Raw genomic sequence first — 20,009 nt, 5'->3', positions numbered from 1 at the left:
ATGTCGTTGCGCTGAGAGGTTTTGGTGCAGAAGTGCTTACTCTGGCACAATCCAGTCCACTTTCCAGTGGCCGGTAGCTGGTGCGATCGCGTCTTGCAGGAATGGCAGAATTTCTTTCATCTGGCTTTCCAGTTTCCACGGTGGGTTAATCACAATCATGCCGGATGCCGTCATGCCGCGCTCGTTGGTATCGGGTGCGACACCCAATTCGATTTGCAGAATCTTGCGAATGCCGAGGCTCTCTAGACCTTCAATCATGTCTTCGATGTCGTGACGGTTTACCACTGGGTACCAAATCGCGTAGATGCCCGTTGCCCAACGTTTGTGGCTTTGGTAAATCGCTTGCACCACATCGCGGTACTCTTTAGCTAGCTCGTATGGCGGGTCAATCAGTACCAAGCCACGACGTTCTTGCGGTGGTAGGCTGCCTTTTAGACGCTTAAAGCCATCTTCTTTGTAGATGCTGACTTGGCGGTCGCGATGGAATTCTTGCTCCAGCAATGGGTGATCGGCTGGGTGCAGCTCTGTCAGTACCATGCGGTCTTGTGGGCGGATTTGCGCACGCGCCACACGCGGTGAGCCTGGGTAGTAGCGCAGCTTATCACCGTTGTTGAGTGCTTTGATGGCATCGATGTAGCTTTTGATGTCTTCAGGAATATTTGGGTTATCCCAAATACGTGCGATGCCTTGTTTGTATTCGCCCGTTTTCTCAGACCATTCGTGAGTCAGATCGTAACGGCCCACACCCGAGTGGGTATCGTGATAAACGAATGGCTTATCTTTTTGTTTCAGCGCATCAAGAATGAGGCTTTGAACGATGTGTTTGACCACGTCGGCATGGTTGCCAGCGTGGAAGCTGTGGCGGTAACTTAACAAATTAAACTCTCGAAACACTCTTTGGCTGAGTGTGGTCTGTGATTTCAGATACAATAAATTTTCGGTGTGTTGAGGGTATTATACCCAACATCCTTGCAGATGCAGAATCTCCGTTTGATTTTGCGCGACTTAAAATGCACTCACTATTGAAATCTCTTTAAGTCACCCATACTTACTAAACATATTGAACCTAAGTGGGATCGCAGTGCTCCAATAGAGTGCTCTGCCACTTAGGCAGAATAAGACTCAAGGACAGAGCAAGCTCTCGTTGATCATCCGGTCATCGCAGCATAGAGAAAGGGAACGGAGCTCCCCCAATCCATGTTGTCGGCTTACTTGTGCATTGGGTCCGCCTATTTTATGGGCAGTCATAGAGCCAAAACACAAAAGGAATTATTCATGTCTAATCCACTTCTAACGTTTACGGACCTACCTCCGTTTTCGCAAATCAAACCAGAACACATTAAACCTGCTGTCGAGCAGGCGATTGCAGATTGTCGCGCCAAAGTTGAAGAGGTGCTAAAAGACAACACCAACCCAACTTGGGAAAATGTGATTGCTCCTCTAGAAGAAATTGATGACCGTCTGAGCCGCATTTGGTCGCCAGTTGGTCACATGAACTCTGTGGTGAACAGCGAAGCTCTGCGTGAAGCGTACGAAAGCTGCCTACCAATTTTGTCGGAATACGGCACTTGGGTTGGTCAGCACAAAGGCCTGTACGAAGCGTACAAAACCATCAAAGCGAGCGAAGAATTTGCAACGTTAACGCGTGCCCAGCAGAAAACCATCACCGATGCGCTACGTGACTTCGAATTGTCGGGCATCGGCTTGCCATCAGACGAGCAGCACCGTTACGGCGAGATCAGCAAACGCATGTCTGAGCTGAGCTCTAAATTCTCCAACAATGTGCTGGATGCCACCATGGGTTGGACCAAGCACATCACGGATGAGAAAGACCTCGCGGGTATGCCAGAATCGGCGTTGGCAGCAGCAAAAGCCGCTGCAGAAGCAAAAGAGCTCGATGGCTACCTGATCACGCTGGATATCCCATCTTACCTACCTGTTATGACGTACTGCGACAACCAAGAGTTGCGTAAAGAAGTGTACGAAGCGTACGTGACGCGCGCTTCTGATCGTGGTCCAAACGCAGGCAAATGGGACAACTCAGAAATCATTACTGAGCAGCTAAAACTGCGTCATGAAATCGCACGTATGCTGGGCTTCAACACCTTCAGTGAGAAGTCGTTGGCGACAAAAATGGCAGAAACTCCGGCTCAAGTGCTTGGTTTCCTAAATGACCTAGCGACACGTGCGAAACCGCAGGGTGAGCGCGAAATTGAAGAGTTGCGTCAGTTTACTAAGAGCGAATTTGGCGTTGAAGAGCTGAACGTATGGGATATCGCTTACTACAGCGAGAAGCAAAAACAGCACTTGTTCCAAATCTCGGACGAAGAGCTGCGCCCATACTTCCCAGAGTCAAAAGTCGTGAGTGGTCTGTTTGAAGTGCTAAACCGCGTGTTTGGCATGACCGTTACTGAGCGCGAAGGCGTAGACACTTGGCACGAATCTGTGCGTTTCTTCGACATCTTTGACGCTGAAGGCACACTACGTGGCAGCTTCTACCTAGATCTCTACGCTCGTGAACACAAACGTGGCGGCGCGTGGATGGATGACTGTCGTGGTCGTCGTATTACGCTATCTGGCGAACTGCAAACGCCGGTTGCGTACCTAACCTGTAACTTCAACCGTCCAGTGGGTGACAAGCCAGCACTGTTTACGCACGATGAAGTTGTGACACTTTTCCATGAATTTGGTCACGGCATCCACCACATGCTGACGCAGGTAGAAACAGGCGCGGTATCAGGCATTAATGGCGTACCTTGGGATGCGGTTGAGCTACCAAGTCAGTTCTTAGAAAACTGGTGTTGGGAAGAAGACGCGCTGGCGTTCATTTCTGGTCACTACGAAACGGGCGAGCCGCTACCAAAAGTGATGCTAGACAAAATGCTCGCGGCGAAAAACTTCCAATCTGCGATGGGTATTTTGCGTCAGCTAGAATTCGGCTTGTTCGACTTCACGCTTCACACCGAATATGACCCAGAAGTGGGTGCGCGTGTGCTGGAAACCTTGGCAGAAGTGAAAGAGAAAGTGGCGGTTGTTCCAGCGGTTGAGTGGGCGCGTTTCTCACACAGCTTCGGTCACATCTTCGCTGGTGGTTACAGCGCGGGTTACTACAGCTACCTATGGGCAGAAGTGTTGTCGTCAGATGCATTCTCTCGTTTTGAAGAAGAAGGTATCTTCAACAAAGAGACGGGGCAAAGCTTCCTGAACAACATCCTAGAAATGGGTGGCAGTGAAGAGCCAATGGAGCTGTTTAAGCGCTTCCGTGGTCGTGAACCACAAATCGATGCACTGCTGCGCCATTCGGGTATTGCGGCGTAAATTGAGCAAAAAACACCAAGGCCAACCGTTCGGTTGGCCTTTTTTGTACATTTTTTATAAAAAATTTACGGATTCACGTTGCGGTTGATCGGGTTTTGCAACGATATCAATGTCTCCGTGGACTGAACCTCATCAATGGCTTGCAGCTTATCAATCAGCACAAATTGCAGTTCTTCAATCGATTTGCACATCAATTTGACGAATATGTTATACGCGCCTGTGGTGTAGTAAGCTTCCACTACCTCATCGAGAGCATTGAGTTTTTCTAACGCGGAGTGGTAGTCACGCGCCGCGTTAAGGTTAATACCAATAAAGCAACACACATCGTAGCCGAGCTTCTTGGTATTTACGATCACCTCCGTACCCTCGATTATGTCAGCCGATTTCATTTTCTCGATACGCACATGAATGGTGGCAGGGCTGACATCGAACTGCTTAGCCATTTCGGCGTAAGGCGTTCTGGCGTCTGCCATTAGTGTTTTTAAGATTGCGCGGTCAAGGTCGTCGAGTTTCGGCAGGCTCGCATTCATACTATTATTTCCGTTGGGTATGAGAGTTACGTCTCTTTTATACTCACAGCGGACACGATTCACAAGGTTTGGCAGGGGTAACTGCGGGTTAACTCCGATGCTATGGAGAGAATGTGCAGCGTTTTCTGATTTTGGTCGCCTTATTCTGGAGTGCATGTGCCTGGAGTGAACTGACATTTGCTCAAGAGCCGAAGGTGCTTGTCGTCCATTCTTATCACCAAGGATTCTTTTGGACGGATTCCATTCAGCGCGGGATCGATCAACAACTCGATGACCGCGAGATGGACATGCGCGTCTTATACTTGGATTCCAAGCGCAACCAGAGCGAGCAGTTTTTTACCCAGCTCGAATCACTCTATCGCACTAAGTTGAGCGATGAGCGTTTTGATGCCATTTTGGTGACGGACAACAATGCATTGGAATTGATGCAGCACTTGGCGCCGTTGATCAAAGACACGCCAGTGATTTTCTGTGGCATCAACAATTACCGTCCTTCCTTTCATCAATCACTTAACGCAACCGGCGTGATTGAGAACGTCGATTTAGAAGCGAACTTAGCGCTGATCGAGCGTTTGCATCCAGACAATAAGCAGATTTACATCATTAGTGATCATTCGGTGACTGGTGCGATACTTCGCGACGAGATTGACGATTTTATCCAACAACATGACCGTTATCGCAACAAGATCACTCAACTTGTCCCTGACAATGTTGAAGCATTGAAGAAAAAAATCGCTCAACTCAATAAAGAAAATGTGGTGCTGTTTTGGACTTACTACCGCGACAAAGATGGCGTGGTCGGCAGCGAGCGTGACTGGATTCAGATCAACAAGGCCTCCAACGCGCCATTGTTTATGGTACACGACGTAGGTTTGGGTCATGGCGCGGTGGGCGGCGTGATTCAAAGCGGTTATCGCCAAGGTGTTGAAGCGGCTAGATTACTTGAACAGGTGCTCGACCACCCACAAGAACCATTACCTCCGGTGGTGAATGGCGATTCTGAAATCAAGCTCGATTACCAAGCGGTCGTGCGCTGGGGGTTGGGCGCAGAGCAAGAATCCTCGGCGGTCTTTTTTAATAAGCCGATGGAATTTTCGGAGCGTTTCGCCAAAGAAATTCGCTTGTTTGGCAGTTTGTTCGTGTTGATGATGGTGGCTATTTTGCTACTGAGCTACTACTTGCAACGCATTCGTCGCAGCGAGACAGCTGCTCGTGAAAGCCAGGCGATTTTAGAGTCCATTTTTGACCAAAGTATGCAGTACATGGGGATTTTGGATAAAAATGGTTTGCTTAAATCTGGCAACGATCGTCTGCAATCTTTACTCTATCATCAGGAATTACGCTTAGATAAGCCACTTTGGTTACATCAAAACTGGAGTGAGCAAGCACGCCACGCGATCGCCGATTATTTTGACGCACCGCAGCAACAAGTTTCGACATTTGAAGCCGAAATCTGGAGCAAAGAGCACGGCTCTATGGTGCTCGAAATTTCCTTAAAGCCGTTTTCCCAGCAGGTAGGCAAACAAAAGCAGTATCTGTTTGAGGCGCGTGATATCACCAGCCGTAAGTTGATGGAAGATAAGCTCTATCAGCGTGAGTCGAGCTTGCGTAATTACTACGAGCAGCAGCCCGTGATGATGGTGACGCTCGACAGTCACAACCGCATCCAAGAAGTGAACCGATTCGCGCAACTGTTATTGGGTTACGAGCCGATTGAGATGCTCGGCCATCGCCTGCGAGAGTTCTATCTTGATGACAAAGCGCTGTTCCCACGCCAGGTGTTGTTGCAACCGAGTCATCAAGTTCATGATGTATGGCGACGTGAAATCGAGTATCGCCATGCTGACGGGCACAGTGTTTGGGTACGCGAAAACATTCGACCGCTCAACGATTCCGATCAGTTGCTGATTGTGGGTGAAGACATTTCAGAGACCAAGCTTTTGGCTGAGAAGTTAGAGTATCAGGCGCGTTATGACTTATTGACGGGGACATACAACCGCAACCACTTTGAGTTGGAGTTGAAAACTGCGCTGCGTGAAGTAGATAGCCACCGCCGAGTGCATGCGATGTTGTACCTCGATCTCGACCAGTTGAAAGTGCTTAATGACACCGTTGGGCACGATGCGGGCGATGCCGCGATTCAATTTTGCGCCAGCATGTTGGAAGAGGTGCTGCCATACAACTCCGTGCTTGCGCGAATGGGCGGCGATGAATTTGCGGTGCTACTGAAAGATTGCGATGAGTATGGCGCGATCAATATTGCTAAGGTGATTATCTCCACATTGGGTGAGCACCTGTTTATCTGGGAAGACACACGCTTATTCATCAGTTGCTCGGTCGGCATTCGTATCATCGACCACACGGCAGAAACGCCGCAAATGGTGCACGCGCAAGCAGATTCGGCGTGCCATGCGGCGAAAGAGCAGGGGCGTAACCGTTACAATCTGTTCAGCTTAGACAATGAAGAGCTGCAGCGTCGTCAGATGGAAATGCAGAGCGTCAATTTGGTGCACGAGGCGTTATCCAATCAGCGCTTGGAGCTGTTTGCTCAGCGAGTGATGAATTTGCAGTCGCCAGAGTCGCTGATGTATTTTGAGATTTTGGTGCGTATTCGTGACGCGCAGGGTAACTACGTCTCTCCGGCGATTTTCATTCCCGCTTCCGAGCGTTATAACATTGCGCATTGGATTGATAAGCAGGTGATCAACCAAGCGCTTGAATGGTTTGAACAGCGACCAGACGTAGTGGAAAAGTTGGGGCGTTGCTCGATAAACCTTTCTGGTCAATCCATGGGGAATCAGGAATTTATCGATTTTCTCTTCGAACGATTGAAAAACTCGACCATGCCGTGCGAAAAAATCTGTTTAGAAATCACAGAGACGGCGGCCATGGGCAATTTAGATCAAGCCATCGACTTTTTCACCCGAGCCAAATCGCTCGGCTGTATGATTGCGCTGGACGATTTTGGTTCGGGCTTGTCTTCTTTTGGTTACTTGAAGAAACTTCCTGTAGATATCGTGAAAATTGATGGCCTTTTCGTGCGAGATATCGACGTGAATGAAATGGACCGAGTGATGGTTCGTTCCATCAATGATTTGGCGAAGCAGCTTGGCAAAGTAACGGTGGCGGAATTTGTCGAAAACGAACAAGTCATGCAGCACTTGATCGACCTTGGTGTGGATTACGGGCAAGGTTATGGCATTGGTCACCCGAAAGCGTTGGCAGAATTGGTCGAGAATCTCTCTTCGCTTTAACCTTGGCATCTCGCCGCCAATCTAGCTTTTAGAGGTAACTTGGGTATACACTCAGCGCCAGTTACCTCGATTTTTATTGGAGCCTCCTTTTGCAACTGCAATTGATCTGTGAAGACCCGTCTCAACAATTTCATCTCGACGAACTGGCTGCGCGTTGGCAGCTTTCTCACTCTGACGAGAGCGACTTTGCTTTGGTGCTGACTGCGGAGCGTTTAGAGCTGCGTAAAGTCGATGAGCCTAAGCTCGGTGCGATTTTTGTAGATTTGATTGGTGGCGCGGTGGGTCATCGCCGTAAATTCGGTGGCGGCAAAGGGCAAGCGATCGCAAAAGCCGCAGGCTTGAACAAAGGTGCGACCCCAACCGTGTTAGACGGCACGGCAGGCCTTGGTCGTGATGCGTTCGTGCTCGCATCGCTAGGTTGTAAAGTGCAGATGGTCGAGCGTCACCCAGTTGTGGCGGCCTTGTTGGATGACGGCTTGGCTCGCGCGAAACAAGACCCAGAAATCGGCTCGTGGGTATCTGAGCGTATGTCGCTGATCCATGCCTCCAGCCATGACGCGCTGGATAAACTGGCGCAAAACCGCGAGTTTGTGAAACCGGATGTGGTGTATCTCGACCCGATGTACCCACACCCAGAAAACAAAAAGAAATCCGCGTTAGTTAAAAAAGAGATGCGCGTCTTCCAATCTTTGGTGGGAGCGGATTTGGATGCTGATGGATTGCTCGAACCTGCTCTGGCGTTGGCAACGAAACGCGTGGTGGTTAAGCGCCCGGACTACGCGAATTGGCTGAACGAGCAAAAGCCAAGTATGGCGATTGAAACCAAAAAGAACCGTTTCGACGTCTACGTCAAAGCCTCGATGGCATAACCTCCTGACTCGCAAAAACTTCTCGTCACAGCATTGAACCAAGTGCTGTGACGCTGCCATTCTTTCCTGCACACTATTGATAGTTTTCACTTGCTAATTCGACACTCTGACTGTATATCTAACTAAGAATTATTATTATTTCACTTATTGTGATGCTGTCGATAATTGGGAAGCTGGAGTAGTCGAATGTCTAAACGCTTATGTAAGATGAACCGCAAACAAATTGCGGCCAACTTGGGTGACATTCACCGTTTGGTCGTCGCACCTAAGTTCGTTTGTCGCTCTTGTGCACGCTCTTCCGCTTCTAAAGACTCATTGTGTAAGCCTGCCGCAATTCCTCCACAAAAATGCCAAGACAAGCCGTTAAACGAGCAACAAGCATGTGGTCTGTTAGTTGAAGCGCTGCCTGCGCAATCCATTTCCGTCACGCCAAAACACAGCGCAGAAAAGGCGGCGATCGTGAAACGTGTGGTCGAGCGAGTGAAAGAGAAGAAACAAGCTGCGAAAGTGGTGACACCAGTGTCGATGGCGGCTCCTGCACTGTTTGATTTGGCCGATAAAAAAGCGCTTAAGAAAGCGAAAAAAGCACTGAAAAAACACTACAAACAGCAGAAAAAGCTGCTAAAAGTGGCAAAAAAGCAGCAGAAGTTGCTCAAGCGTCAACGCAAACTGGAAGCCCGCAATGCGAAGTTGGAAGTGTTGTTACCAACGCCGCCTAATGCGTTGATGGGCGCAAGCTCGCAAGCTAAAGTGCATTAATTGAATTAAAAAAAACGCTCTCCAACTGGAGAGCGTTTTTTATTGCTGGAATATGTGTCGAGAAAGGCACGTTACTTATTGGCGTAGCTCATTTCAACGCGTTTTTTCACCCACGTTTCGTTAATCCACAGCGATAGCATGATGATCGCGCCGCCAATCGCGAGGCGCACGATGTCGACGTCTCGGTTCCAAATTACGATGTTCACAATCAGGCCTGCTGGCACTAACGCGTTGTTCATTACCGCTAACGCGCCGGCATTCACTAAGGTTGCCCCTTTGTTCCACGCAAAGTAACCAAAGCCTGATGCAATCAACCCAAGGTAGGTCAAAATGCCCCATTGGGTTGCGGTGGTTGGCAGTTTGTCGAGGTTGCCCATGAGCGCGAAAGCCACGGTTGCTACACAAAGCGCACCCAAGTAGAAGTAACCAAACACGGTGTGCTGTGGTAAATCGACGGGCTCACTTTCCATGATGTATTTGTAGCCCACCTGACCGATGGCAAAACAGAGGTTTGCCCCTTGTACGACCAAAAAGCCCATTAGGAAGTTTTCGTTAATGCCAGCGAATTTGATCCATGCGGCCCCCGCGACTGCGATCAGCGCAGTGACTAAATACCAAGGCGAAAAACGACCTTTCAGGAAGTCGTAAATCAGCGTCACATAAATCGGTGTGAATACAGTGAACAGCAACACTTCTGGAACAGAAAGGAGTAAGAAAGACTGGTAGTAGAAGCAGTACATCAAACCGAGTTGAAAGCCGCCGACGATCATCAGTTTCGCGATCAGAGATTTGCTTACGCCGCGGAATTTAAGGAAAGGAATGAACACAACGCTGGCCAGTGCCACACGCATGAACACGGAGAACCAAGAATCAACCTGACCAGCAAGGTAAACGCCGATCAGGCTGAATGAAAATGCCCAAAGCAGGGTAACTGCGGATAGATAAGCCATAGATGAGAATCTTTATCAACAACAAATGTGCCCGCAGTCTAACCAAGTTTTAACGTCGCGCCAATCAGTCTTTTAGCGGTACGACCAGCATATCGACTGGTGAACAGTTAATCAGTTGACGAGTTGAAGAGAGAATCTTGCTCCAGAAATCTTGGTGATGACCACAAACCACTAAATCGATACTGTAATCTTTGATGGTGTCGCACAACTCGTTACTTAAATCACCACTGCCGACTAAAGTATGAGTGATTGGGTATTGAGCGTACTCCGCAAAGTTTGCCAATTGGGTACGAGACGCTTCCATCGCTTGATGCTGCGCTTCTGCCATGTTGATATCGATAAGCCCGGTGTAGAGCTCTGCGTAATTCACGTCGATGTGAATAAAAGAGACTTTCGCATCCAGAGGTTTAGCCAGTGATACGGCTTTCTTAATCAACACTTTACTGTCGTCTGAAAGGTCGACTGCCACAAGTATGTGTTTGTAACTCATATTGCTATCTCCTTGTAAGGTCGTATACCTAAGCAACCTCGAACTGACCTCAGTGCCAAGGCCCTGACTTCGACATTTATGAAGTCACTTGGGTATAGTTTCAGATTAGCACTAACCCTTGAGAAATTTTGCCGAAGTGATCTCATATCATTATTGTAGGTACAAAGTCTTGTCTCAGTAATCATGTTATAGTGGTGTAAAACGCATGCACATAAATAGGAGTTAACATGCTGTCTCAAACTATGGTCGAACAATTGAATGAGCAAATTAACCTAGAATTTTTCTCATCCAATCTATACTTACAAATGAGTGCTTGGTGTGAAGACAAAGGTTTTGAAGGTGCGGCTGAATTTTTACGTGCACACGCCGTAGAAGAGATGGAGCACATGCAACGCCTGTTCACGTATGTGAGTGAAACTGGCTCAATGCCTATCCTAGGCGCGATTGAAGCACCAAAACATGATTTCGCAAGCCTAGGTGATGTTTTCCGTGAAACCTACGAACATGAGCAAATGATCACGGAAAAAATCAATAAATTGGCGCATGTTGCATTTACAAGCCAAGACTACTCAACGTTTAACTTCCTACAGTGGTACGTGTCAGAACAGCACGAAGAAGAGAAGTTGTTTAAAGGGATTTTAGATAAGATCGAATTGGTTGGTGAGGACGGCAAAGCATTGTTCTTCATCGACAAAGATCTAGCTCAAATGGCGAAAGAAGGTTCATCTTCAATCATGGGTGCTCCAGCTGCGTAAAGCGTTCTCAACGCGATAAGTAGCGGTTAAAAGACGAAGCATTGATCGTCTTTTTCTCTTGAGCATTGTTGAAGATGTAGGGAGGAAAAGATGATCAGTGGAGACACAATCTTATTTGCGCTAATGGTAGTAACGGGGGTCAATATGATCCGTTATCTCACCGCTCTTCGTTCTCTTATTTACATCATGCGTGAAGCGCACCCATTGTTGTATCAACAAGTGGATGGCAATGGTTTCTTCACCACTCACGGTAACGTCACCAAACAGGTGCGTTTGTTCCACTACATTAAAAGCAAAGAGTATCACCATCACCATGATGAGATATTCACAGGTAAGTGTGAACGGGTGCGTGAGTTGTTTGTGCTATCAACCGTGTTGCTTGGTGTTACCCTACTGGCGGCCTTCATCTTGTAGGTCTTTCCAGCTAAGCCGTACTAGGCGATGCTTGGAATTTAAGCGCTTTTCCCTTTCGAGATTTGTCGGTAGAATGGCGCTCTTAGAAAGCAAGGATGTGCAATAAGCACATCCTTTTTTATTGTTTTGGATTTTGGATAGAGCCTAAGAGCGACCGATGAGTAAGAAATTTGATGTTGTTGTAATTGGCGCGGGAGCCGCGGGTTTGATGTGTGCTGCAGAAGCAGGCAAGCGCGGACGCAGTGTGCTTGTGCTGGATCATGCCAAAAAGCCAGGACGTAAAATCCTTATCTCTGGTGGTGGCCGCTGCAACTTCACCAACTACGACGTATCAGCCAGCAACTACCTATGCCAAAACCCACACTTCGTGAAATCGGCGCTGTCGCAATACACCAACTGGGACTTCATCTCCATGGTCAGCAAACACGGCATCGAGTTTGAAGAGCGCGACCACGGCCAATTGTTTTGTGTCGATGCCTTTACCGCCAAAGACATTGTGAAGATGCTGCTGGCCGAGTGTGACATGCCAAACATTCAACAGCGTTACCAATGCGATGTGCACACCATTGAGAAAACCGAAGAAGGCTTTCGTCTGCACGCGGGTACTGAGCCTGTTGAGTGCGAATCTTTGGTGATTGCGACCGGTGGCCTTTCCATGCCAAAACTGGGCGCGACGCCATTTGGTTACAAAGTGGCTGAGCAGTTTGGTCTGCCAGTAATCCCTACCACGGCGGGACTTGTGCCATTTACGCTGCACAAAGAAGACAAAGAAGATTTTGCTGAACTGTCTGGCATTGCTGTGCCTGCGGAAATTACCGCCGAAGACGGCACCATGTTCAAAGAAGCGCTGTTGTTTACTCACCGCGGCTTATCGGGCCCTTCGGTTTTGCAAATTTCCTCTTTCTGGAAAGCGGGTCAGAAAGTTTCTATCAACTTAGTTCCTAACGAAGACATCGCTCTGCTGCTCGAGCGCAGCCTTGAGAAACATCCAAATCAATCGCTAAAGAACACCCTAGCAAAAGTGCTGCCAAAGCGTTTAGTGGAAGTGCTGATTGAGCGTAAAGAGCTGATGGATAAACCTCTCAAGCAGTTCAACCCGAAAGAGCTTGCTAGCGTGGTGGAGCGTTTAGAAAACTGGTCAATCGCACCTAATGGCACCGAAGGCTACCGCACGGCGGAAGTGACTTTGGGTGGTGTAGATACCGATCACCTGTCTTCTAAAACCATGGAATGTAAAAACATCAAAGGCTTGTACTTCATCGGAGAAGTGATGGACGTTACCGGTTGGTTAGGTGGCTATAACTTCCAATGGTGCTGGTCGAGTGGCTTTGTAGCAGGTCAGTGGGTGTAATTGTGTAGCGACAATAAAGTTTGCCCGTAAGCACTAAAGTTTGCCCATAAGAGCATTTTCAGACAATAAAGTTTGCCCGTAGTGACTTCGATTACTATGATAATTTCAGGTAAAGGTAATTGGATTTAGTATGGGACGCGGGCGAAAACTTGAATCGTTGAAAGACTTTGAGCGAGCATTAAAAAGTAAATATGGGATTGGCCAGGGGGCAGAGTATAAGCCCTGGCTTAGAATTCAGGATGTAAAATCTAATGGTGTACGCTCAGTAATTTATGGAAGGAAGGCCAAAAGAGATCATCACATGTTGTCTTCAATAGAGAGTGAACACTTTCAACTTGCTGAGTTTTCGAATCGAGTGTTAGATATAAGAGAGCAGTTCCCTATCTTTCCTCTAAACTTCACTCAGAAAGTTGCTAAAACTCTTGGCGTTGAACACCCTGTACATCCAAATACGAAAGAACCGATAATCATGACAACGGATCAGTTGCTCACGATTGACTCTCCCCAAGGCAATATATACCACGCTATTTCGATTAAACCTGAGGGCGAGTCCGGTAATTTAAGGGTTCTTGAGAAAACAGATATCGAACGAGTGTGCTGGGAATTACTTGGAGTTAAATTCAGTTACTATACTGGGAATAAATTAACGAGAGTTCAAAGTAGTAACCTTGCTTGGGCTACGTCCCCTTTTCGTGAGCATCCGCAATGTTTTTCATACGATCAAATCAATGGTGCTCTTTCTCTCTTATCTGTTGGGCAATACTTTTTAGACGACCTTTGTGATCAGCTAATCTCATTGAATATTACATCTCATAACGAAGCTCTGTTGTTAATTCGTTTTCTCATAGCCGATAAATTTATTGATGTAGATTTATCAACTAACATTTCTGAATCAGGGCTTATTGATGTTAAGTATGTAACTGACCAACAAGGAGGAATTCTATATGGAGCTTCCTAAAAATAGTGTTTGGCGAGTGAAGAACTCGGACTTACTCGAAGATGGTCTTTATCGTTTGTTGGACATCATGCAGGATGTTGAGTCTGTCATTTTATTTTCGTTAGAAGACTCTTCTAAAATAGTAAGACCGACAGCTGTTTCCTTGGAGGGTTTCATTGAGTCCGTTACTAGTCATAAAACGAAAAAAGCACATTATAAATTACCTACTTATCTATTGGTCGATGAAGAAAATATTTCTTATGAGCATATTGGTCGTCGAGATAAAAACTATGATTTAGTCAAAGGTATTGTATTCTCCAGAGTTTTTATTTTTGATTATGCAACCAAGAAACGTGTCCCTCAGCTTGCTAAATATGCAAAAGAAATTGGGGTAGACCGTAAATCTTTAGCCAGATTACTTACCCTATATTGGCGAAACGGACAGAACAAGATGGCTCTGTTACCAGCGTTTGCTAATAGTGGTGGTTCTGGAAAAGAACGTACTCCAACAACGAAACCATTAGGCGCACCGAAACAACCAAGAACGAGAGTAGTTGATAGAGCTCAAAAGTATATTGTTAGTGATGATGACAAGAAGAAATTCGAGAAAGCACTGAAGAAATATTATCTCAAAGAGTCTGGACTTACGTTGGCAAAAACCTATAAAAATCTGCTTAAAGATAGTTATTCAAAAGAGATTCGACTTGCAGAGGCCTGTGGTGCACCCCCTCTGGTACCAACAGATAAACAGTTCAGTTACTGGTGTACAAAGCTATTTAGTAAAGAGCAGATAATCAAAAAACGAACGTCAGAAAATGATTACCTCCGAAATAAAAGGGGAGCACTCGGCAGCATTATTGATCGGAGTTATTTACCAGGGGGGCATTTTGAAATTGATGCAACTGTTGCCGATGTTCATATCGTATCTGAATTTGGACCTCAGTATGTTTTAGGGCGGCCGACTATTTATATTGTTGCTGACAGAGCAAGTCGAATGATAGTTGGTATGCATGTGTCTCTATACCATGCTTCATGGCAAGCAGCCCGCCAGGCATTAGCGAATAGTTTTTTGACTAAGTCCGATTACTGTAAAAGCTTTGGTATTGATATTGAAAATTCAGAATGGCCTTGTGCTCACATTCCTAAGGAGTTGGTTTGTGACAATGGTGAAATGATTGGTATTCAACCCCAAAAAGTACTGACACCTATGACACAACTATCGTTTACTCCACCGTATAGACCTGACTGTAAAGGTGTTGTAGAGAAACGATTCGATATTATCAACAAAGAAGTAGTTCATGAGTTACTTGGCACAACTAGAGGTGGGCAAGTTGTTAGAGGGAGTAGAGATCCACGAAAAGATGCAATCTATACGTTAAGCGAGGTTACCACTGAGATTATAAAAGCAGTACTAGAACATAATCGATCAATTCTTGATGGCTTAGCCTTTTCTAGCCCTTTACTTATTGAGAATAACCTATCTCCAACGCCTTTGAATTACTGGAAAATACATATCGCAAAACATAAACATGAACTTCAATCAGCTAATAGTGATGAAGTTATAGCTAGGTTGTTGCCTCCAGCTGAAGTTAGCATGACTCGAAGCGGAATATATTTTAAAGGTATGTACTATTCTTGTTCAGAAGTTGAAGAACGTAATCTAGCATCTGTCGCTAGGTCGTCAGGGCGTTGGAGACTAGAAGCACGTATTGATGAGAACACAACTAATTACATTTATGTTCGCTTAGATAAAAATAGAGAATTCATTAGGTGTAACTTGTTACCTCGAAGTCGAATGATGGGTGATAAGTCTATGTATGAAGCGGAATTTATTCTGGATTGGCTCGATGCTAAGAAAGAGTTAACACCAATAACAACGACCTCAATTGATGATCATAAGCATCGTCAGGAAGTCACTCGGCAAGCCAAGCAAAGAAGTAAAGATGCCGAAAAAGTCTCTTTCAGAGATAAAACGAGTAATACTCGTCAACGTCGGAAGGAAGAACTAGAAGCAACGACAAATATGATTGCACCAGATTCTGAGATTTCAGTTACTAATAATAGCCCTGATTCTTTCCCTTTAGGTAATAAAATTATTCCGTTACCAAAAGGTAGAAAAAGAAGAACCAATGGAGGTGGGTCATGAGAGTGGAACCTGCTGTATATAAAAAGGCAATTTTACCTGAGCATCAAGGCAATCCGCTTATAGAAGCACTCCCAACCAAGAAATCATGGGAAAGTGTCATGGAGGATTTTAGTAATTACCCTGACTACTCAGAAGAAATCGCTGATCACCCTGATCCATTGGTTCGCGATGAGTATCTAAATCGTATTGAAGAAATTAGGCAACCACTGACTGATTATGAAGCATGTTTTAGAGCAGTAGAGCGGTCTATAAAAAAGGGGTATTCGGCCAAGAATCCACTTAGCCCTACCACTGCACAGTACCTACATTATTTAGTAGATGAAAGACCTGACATAGAACCTCGAACCGGCTTTTTTCAGCCTAAAGGAGATGGGCTGACTCTAATTGGTGAAAGCGGTGTAGGCAAAACCTCGATGATTGAACAAGTTCTGGGTTACTTCCCAAATGTTATTGTTCATGAGTCATATCAAGGTCAGCAACTAGAATTAAGAAAACAAGTGGTCTGGATAAAAGTTGACTGTCCTAGTAACTCAAGCGTCAGGGATTTGTGTGAAGAAATATTATCAACGTTAGACCTAACACTTGATAGAGAAAAAACTAAGCCTGCAGGAACGATAGGGGCTTTAATTCGACAGCTAGAACAGTCTATCAAGTCTAGTTTTCTAGGCATGTTAGTTATTGATGAAATGCAGAACCTTAAGTTCAAAAGAACAGGTGGTGAGAATAACTTATTAAGATTTTTGCATAGATTGGTGAACAAACTGGGTGTACCACTTTTCTTCGTAGCAAATCCTCCGTTTGATCAGTCTCTTATTAAGGAGCTCAAGGCTGCCCGTCGAGCCGAAAGTGGTTACCACCATACTATGTCTGTATTGGCAAGAGAAAGTGTTTCATGGAATGCATTTATAGAGCAGCTTTGGCAATACCAATGGACAAATGTTTATACAGAGCTTACAGAAGAGCTTAATGATGTTCTTCATTCGCTTTCGGTTGGTAATATTGATATGGCAAGCCGTACATACCGAGAAGCTCAACGGTTAATTATTGGATCTGATGACGAACGTCTTACTCCCGCTTCATTAAGAGCTGGCAATACGGTTGCGTGTGGACTTTCAAAACAAACAGATGAAGTAAATGCGCTGAAAAGTGCAATCGTTTCTTTACCTAAAGGTAAGCAACGTAACATTCTAAATACAAATAAAGTGGCGGTAAAAAAAGTTGATAAAACCGGTGATATAACTAAGCCTCAACATCCTGAGTTTGCTTCTCAGGTTATAGAGTTGTTAGGTGCAGTAGATTTATCCAGTAGAATCAATGATCCGGACCTGTTTCAACAAGCTGCGGAAGTTGATGACCCTATTCAATACTTGAGAAAGCGAAAGGTTTTGTTAGACGACCCTTTATCAGAATTATCCTATAGTTAAATAAATTGATTAACGAAAAGGGTTCATTATGCATTTGCCGGACGCATTGCCAGATGAAACCCTTTTTAGTCGTGTTGTCCGATATCTTTCCTTATCTGGAACTCTTAAAGAGCAGTGTTTAAAAGACTTAGTTGGTAACCGGCGAGCTGTTATTCACCCTTATCTTACTGCAGATCTAACAGCTATTAGCGCATTTACTAGCGAATCTGCTGTGGAGCTGTGTCGTAAGCAAACGTTAAGACCTTGGTTTGCTCATTACTTGCCACGCTACCAACAAACAATTTGTAATTGTTCTATAAAAACTAATGAACTAATCAGGGCTTGCCAGCTATCGACTTTCAGAGAGACTGAGCCATTGGCCGTTAAGTTTTGCCCGTTGTGTTGTATAGATGATATACAGAATATAGGGGTAGCTTATTGGCATTGCCTACATCAAATTCCTGGAGTGGATGTTTGTTCGAAGCACGGTGTCTGGTTGTCATATTATACCCTTAATGATCGAGAGAATCTTAGCGAGAACTTTTTACCTACTCCTAGTCGCTATCAGGACAAATGCGAACCATTAGCGATAGAGTTCGCGCAATTTGCAGAAAGAAAATTTCGCTCTATTCAATCCCACCCTTTGTATAATCAAGATGCGAAACAATACAAATCTCAGTTGGCTAATAAAGGGCTTGTAACGAATAATGGTAGAGTAAAACGAATTGAGTTGATGGCTGCACTTTATGGCTTGTCTGTACAAATTCTTCTCCCCAATAATCCTCTTCGCATAACCTCAAATCAAGATTTCAGGTATGTGGAATCATTGCTTAATGGCTCATATCAGGCTCATCCATTTAAACATCTGTTACTCGAGTTTTTTCTTACTCAAGGCTATGTTAACGAAGAATCACAGACACAATATGTGTCGGCAGAGGTAAGAGAACGTGATTTTTGTGATGTAGAAGCTCGTTGTTGTAATTTGTTGCAACAGGGGGCTTCAATGGCACAGGTTGGTCGTGATATCGGTAAAAGCCGATGTTACGTTAAGGCTATCGCTCTTAAGCATCATATCCCAGTGAATCTGAAGCCCTATAAAATAACTAATAGTGTTAAAGATAAGATTTCCAGAATGGCATACAAGGGAAAACATCGAGCCGCTATCGCCCAGCAACTAGGAATATCTTCAGGTAGCGTAGAAATGATTATTTCTTCGGTCGAGGGGTTAGTCGAGTGGAGAAAAAAATGCAAAGCGGACTCGAAAAGAAGGCGTTATCAATGTCAAATTTTACGGTATGTTCGGCAGTATCCTCAAAGAATGAGACAGAGTGTTAAGGAAGAATGTGAAGCAGCATTTTTCTGGTTGTACTTACATAATCCAGATTGGTTGGAGAAACATCTTCCGAATCCACTGAAAACCCAACATGTTGATAGAGTTGATTGGGGTGAAAGAGATAAAGAATTGGCTCAGTGCGTTGTTCAAATAATGGATAAGGCTGGCTATGCAATTTCGCGAACTCAACTAGATCGTGAGCTTGGCTCTCATGGTTGGTTAACTGCGAAGAAAGAGAATCTTCCTTTAACTCTACAAGCTTATAATCAATGGATTAACTTGAGAAAATAGTTGTTGCTAGGATATCTGTGTGAAAAGCTTGGAATGTGGCTAGATTTTAACCTCTTTCATGTTAGTATTGTCCGCTTTTGGCACTGTATCTATCATGTGGTTGGTATGGAGCAAAAATCTGATTATCTTCTCACCTAAGGCATATGTGTTTAGGTTATTATTGTAAGTGTTTTTTGTTTGTCACTTGCTTATTTTATGAGTAAGCGAAAGTGATTGGGGGATGTATGGCTAGTGGAAAATTGTTGAGATTACTTGTTCAATCAGGTGCTTCCGGCGATCCTACAGCCTTTAGAAGTGCTACAGAGCAATTGATAAAAGAAGAGCGCCAAAAGCAGCATAACTTATTAGCAAATGACTTAGAGCGTATCCTCTATGGGGATAGAGCAACACCGAACACGACGGCTCATAACATTTTACCTGAAGCTCCGACTGATAAAGAAAGTGGTGTTGCGTTAGTTGATATTAGACAGGCCAATCGTTCTATAGAAGAGCTGGTTCTAAATCAGAGTACGTTAGAAATTCTTGAAAATGTACTTGAGGAACATCGTCGTGAGGATGTTCTCAGAAGCTATGGCATGATGCCTGCGGAAAAGATTCTCTTTTTCGGTCCTCCAGGCTGCGGTAAAACTTTATCTGCGGAAGCTATGGCCTATGAGCTAGATCGACCACTCGTTATTGTTCGCTTGGATTCTTTAGTTTCTTCATTTCTTGGTGAAACAGCCGCAAATTTACGTAAGGTCTTTGATTTTATATCCAAGCATAGACTGATTGTTCTTTTTGATGAATTTGATGCTTTAGGAAAAGAGCGTGATGATGGATCCGAACATGGAGAGCTAAGACGGGTTGTAAATGCTGTTCTTCAGATGATGGACTCATATGATGGAAAAAGTATTATCATTGCTGCTACTAACCATGAGCAGATACTTGATAGCGCTATTTGGCGTCGATTTGATGAGATCGTAGAGTTTCCTGTATTAGAACAATCCCAACTTCAAAATTTATTACAACTCAAATTACGTGGTGTGAGGAGAGAGTTTGATTTAGACACTCCGGAACTTCACACTATTTTTGATGGGAAATCACCTGCAATCATTGAACGTATAATAAGACGTGCAGTAAAACGTATGATTTTAAAACAAAAAGAGTTCTTAACCATCAGGATGCTAAAAAGTGCATTAGAACTGGAAAGTCGAATTAAATGAGAACCAT

General features: G+C 45.1%; 16 protein-coding genes. 12 read left to right on the top strand and 4 right to left on the bottom strand.

The genetic code is table 11. The features are described from left to right. Window positions 1-36 precede the first annotated feature (36 nt). Window positions 37-876 carry a 23S rRNA (adenine(2030)-N(6))-methyltransferase RlmJ gene (locus NL646_RS20915; RefSeq protein WP_005478729.1) on the bottom strand — a complete coding sequence of 280 codons (840 nt, stop codon included), beginning with the start codon at window positions 874-876 and terminating at the stop codon, window positions 37-39. Window positions 877-1,275: 399 nt separating this feature from the next. Here NL646_RS20915 and prlC point away from each other — a divergent pair, with 399 nt between their 5' ends. After that, the gene (gene prlC / locus NL646_RS20910) at window positions 1,276-3,318 is read left to right on the top strand and encodes an oligopeptidase A (RefSeq protein ID WP_005478727.1); all 2,043 of its coding nucleotides are present in this window, start codon (window positions 1,276-1,278) and stop codon (window positions 3,316-3,318) included. 65 nt (window positions 3,319-3,383) lie between these two features. On the opposite strand, the gene asnC is transcribed toward prlC, so the two are convergent. Then, window positions 3,384-3,848, bottom strand: a complete 465-nt coding sequence (gene asnC, locus NL646_RS20905; protein WP_005465258.1) for a transcriptional regulator AsnC — start codon at window positions 3,846-3,848, stop codon at window positions 3,384-3,386. A 170-nt stretch (window positions 3,849-4,018) separates the two neighbouring features. On the opposite strand from asnC, the gene NL646_RS20900 reads away from it, so the two are divergent. The 3 genes from NL646_RS20900 to NL646_RS20890 all read left to right on the top strand — a co-directional run bounded on the left by NL646_RS20900 (window position 4,019) and on the right by NL646_RS20890 (window position 8,730). Next, complete coding sequence (locus NL646_RS20900; protein ID WP_367618114.1) at window positions 4,019-7,102, top strand: EAL domain-containing protein; 3,084 nt, start codon at window positions 4,019-4,021, stop codon at window positions 7,100-7,102. 89 nt (window positions 7,103-7,191) lie between these two features. Further along, complete coding sequence (locus NL646_RS20895) at window positions 7,192-7,971, top strand: class I SAM-dependent methyltransferase (RefSeq protein WP_229620434.1); 780 nt, start codon at window positions 7,192-7,194, stop codon at window positions 7,969-7,971. Between the two features lie 186 nt (window positions 7,972-8,157). Beyond that, window positions 8,158-8,730: a hypothetical protein gene (locus NL646_RS20890; RefSeq protein ID WP_058966023.1), complete on the top strand. Its 573-nt coding sequence runs from the start codon at window positions 8,158-8,160 to the stop codon at window positions 8,728-8,730. A 71-nt stretch (window positions 8,731-8,801) separates the two neighbouring features. Here NL646_RS20890 and NL646_RS20885 read toward each other — a convergent pair whose 3' ends face one another. Next, a complete protein-coding gene (locus NL646_RS20885; RefSeq protein WP_005467602.1) occupies window positions 8,802-9,680 on the bottom strand; it encodes a carboxylate/amino acid/amine transporter in 879 nt (292 codons plus the stop codon). Window positions 9,681-9,744: 64 nt separating this feature from the next. After that, window positions 9,745-10,170: a universal stress protein UspA gene (uspA, locus tag NL646_RS20880; RefSeq protein WP_005467601.1), complete on the bottom strand. Its 426-nt coding sequence runs from the start codon at window positions 10,168-10,170 to the stop codon at window positions 9,745-9,747. Between the two features lie 227 nt (window positions 10,171-10,397). Between uspA and ftnA the strand changes: the two genes are divergently transcribed. The 8 genes from ftnA to NL646_RS20840 all read left to right on the top strand — a co-directional run bounded on the left by ftnA (window position 10,398) and on the right by NL646_RS20840 (window position 20,002). After that, complete coding sequence (gene ftnA, locus NL646_RS20875) at window positions 10,398-10,925, top strand: non-heme ferritin (protein WP_005467599.1); 528 nt, start codon at window positions 10,398-10,400, stop codon at window positions 10,923-10,925. Window positions 10,926-11,015: 90 nt separating this feature from the next. After that, window positions 11,016-11,339 carry a universal stress protein UspB gene (gene uspB, locus NL646_RS20870; RefSeq protein ID WP_134647554.1) on the top strand — a complete coding sequence of 108 codons (324 nt, stop codon included), beginning with the start codon at window positions 11,016-11,018 and terminating at the stop codon, window positions 11,337-11,339. Between the two features lie 157 nt (window positions 11,340-11,496). Continuing rightward, on the top strand, window positions 11,497-12,690 hold the full coding sequence (locus NL646_RS20865; RefSeq protein ID WP_005496652.1) for an NAD(P)/FAD-dependent oxidoreductase: 1,194 nt from the start codon (window positions 11,497-11,499) through the stop codon (window positions 12,688-12,690). A 130-nt stretch (window positions 12,691-12,820) separates the two neighbouring features. Further along, complete coding sequence (locus tag NL646_RS20860) at window positions 12,821-13,648, top strand: TnsA endonuclease N-terminal domain-containing protein (RefSeq protein WP_253664643.1); 828 nt, start codon at window positions 12,821-12,823, stop codon at window positions 13,646-13,648. After that, on the top strand, window positions 13,635-15,773 hold the full coding sequence (locus tag NL646_RS20855) for a transposase (protein ID WP_253664642.1): 2,139 nt from the start codon (window positions 13,635-13,637) through the stop codon (window positions 15,771-15,773). The genes NL646_RS20860 and NL646_RS20855 overlap by 14 nt, the downstream gene beginning before the upstream one ends. Next, window positions 15,770-17,197, top strand: coding sequence for an ATP-binding protein (locus NL646_RS20850; RefSeq protein WP_253664641.1), 1,428 nt, complete (start codon window positions 15,770-15,772; stop codon window positions 17,195-17,197). The genes NL646_RS20855 and NL646_RS20850 overlap by 4 nt, the downstream gene beginning before the upstream one ends. 28 nt (window positions 17,198-17,225) lie before the next feature. Then, window positions 17,226-18,800, top strand: coding sequence for a TnsD family transposase (locus NL646_RS20845; protein ID WP_253664640.1), 1,575 nt, complete (start codon window positions 17,226-17,228; stop codon window positions 18,798-18,800). 224 nt (window positions 18,801-19,024) lie between these two features. After that, entirely contained in the window at window positions 19,025-20,002 is a 978-nt protein-coding gene (locus NL646_RS20840) for an AAA family ATPase (protein ID WP_148536452.1), read from the top strand. Window positions 20,003-20,009: the final 7 nt, after the last annotated feature.

This window comes from Vibrio sp. Y20_XG_PY13, assembly GCF_024181925.1.
Taxonomy (GTDB): domain Bacteria; phylum Pseudomonadota; class Gammaproteobacteria; order Enterobacterales; family Vibrionaceae; genus Vibrio; species Vibrio parahaemolyticus.
This window is presented reverse-complemented; position numbering and strand designations above follow the sequence as displayed.